This is a genomic window from Paenisporosarcina sp. P4_D4 (assembly GCF_056401835.1).
Window position 1 is genome coordinate 1 of the sequence record NZ_JBFUIO010000256.1, and the last position, 1828, is coordinate 1828.

General features: G+C 35.9%; 3 protein-coding genes. All 3 read left to right on the forward strand.

Annotated elements, in window-relative coordinates; translation table 11 throughout:
* The coding region (locus AC1DSL_RS17815) for a conjugal transfer protein TrbL family protein (protein ID WP_477533259.1) at positions 1-681 on the forward strand (681 nt) is incomplete at its 5' end.
* Positions 682-695: 14 nt separating this feature from the next.
* Positions 696-1433, forward strand: coding sequence for a hypothetical protein (locus tag AC1DSL_RS17820; protein ID WP_477533260.1), 738 nt, complete (start codon positions 696-698; stop codon positions 1431-1433).
* A 35-nt stretch (positions 1434-1468) separates the two neighbouring features.
* The coding region (locus tag AC1DSL_RS17825) for a hypothetical protein (RefSeq protein ID WP_477533261.1) at positions 1469-1828 on the forward strand (360 nt) is incomplete at its 3' end.

A 1828-nucleotide genomic window follows, 5' to 3' on the forward strand; every position in this document is an offset into this window, starting at 1 on the left:
ACATATGAGGGATACATGTTAAATTTCAAATCATTAGCGTGGACGATGGCAGCTATTTTCCTTCTTTGGCAGACTGTGAAAATTATAATTTTGTACTCAGCTAATGGTGAGGAAGGAATGAACACGCTATATGAAAAAGTAGTGGCAGTCGTGACAGGATCGATTTTGCTAGGCATATACGGTGAGCTTTTCAACTGGATATTGGAATTGACGCAAATACTGACTGAGACCTTGTTGAAAAACCCAGCGACACATTATAACGTGATGCAGGTGTTGGCAGTGAACTCAGTAGGATATGGAATAATCCTGATGGTGGTCATTTCGGCTATTTTGTTTGTTTTTTTCATCTCTCTCTTGTATCGAACGGTGTTGTTCGTGGTTTTATACATTTCAGGTGTTATGGCCATTCCGACGATCGTGAATGATCAATACAATTTCTTTAGTCTCTGGCTGAAAATCGTCGTGAGTAATGTATTAACGTTAACGCTACAATTGTTGTGTTTTGTTTTAGGGGTAAAAACCCTAATTAACTTACAAAGTGGCAACCTTTTGATAGGGATGATATTTTTCATTGTAGGACTGTCGATTCCCACATTGCTAAGCCAATTTGGTGCATCAACGGGGTCTGCAAGAGCTATGGGATCTACAGTAAAATATGTAGCTAGATATGCAAAAAGATAAGGGGGTAATAATCAATGAAAAAGGTAATCATCAATATTTTTTCAGTCATTCTATTACTAATCTTAACGGGATGTAATCAAGACGATAAGCCAAAGGATGTTAGTGACGAAAAAGCGAAATCCGTGTTTAACCTAAAAGATACAGAGAAGGCCATGAAGATGATAAAGGATTTAGAGGGAAATCTCATATCTTGGGAAAGTGAAACAAATAAGGCGATCTCTAAGGGAGAAATTGGTGTTGGAGATAATGAAATATTAGTCCAAAAAGCGAATGAAAAGAGTGGAGAACTTGTTATAAAGCCTTTTCTTGAAAAATATCCGCATAKTTTAATTGAAAATAGAGGAGATTTGAAAGTGACGTTTAATCCATTAAGCTCTGAAGATTGCTCGTTTGGTAATTGTAACTATGACGCTATTGAAGCTCCAGTGTTACAAGTAAATGAAGAAAAATGGGAAACATATCACTCAGATGAATTTAATATCACCGAATTAGTGTTTACAGATATAAAAATTTCATATCCAAGTAAAGAAGAAAGTGAATCAACTTCTATTAGCTTTGTAAAAGATGATTCTGGAAATTTATATTTTTCTTTTAACCCAATCGTTAATTCTCTTAATTTTGACTTGAAAGAAATAGACAAGGAATTTTCTTCAATAAAAACCAACATTCCCGAAGATGAAGTAAAGGCAGCGCAAGATGAGTTTAAACAGGAAGTAAAAGAGCTGCTATCCAATTACGCTGAACTTCAATAACCTAGGTAACGGGGAAATGAAAGGAATGAAAAGAGATGGTTATTCGAACGATTGCGAATAGGGTCGGAACATTTGAAGTTGAAGGGAATACCATTTCCTATTTACAACCACTTTCGACGTTTAATACACAGGAAATGAACGAAATCCAGAACTGGTATAAAGAAAAAATGCAAACACTGCAGCATACTTCATCTTTTCTACCGGCAAAAGACATTACCTTTCAATCTGGCCAAGTTTGTTATACGTTTGATGTGACCGGTCTTCAATCATTTAATGTATTAAAGACCATGTACTTGGAGGATAAACTGCCCTATTATCTTTCGTTAATTCAATTGKCGAAAGAAAAACAAGTCCAGGTCTTATGGGAGACCGAGAACCTGGTCATTGATCATGAG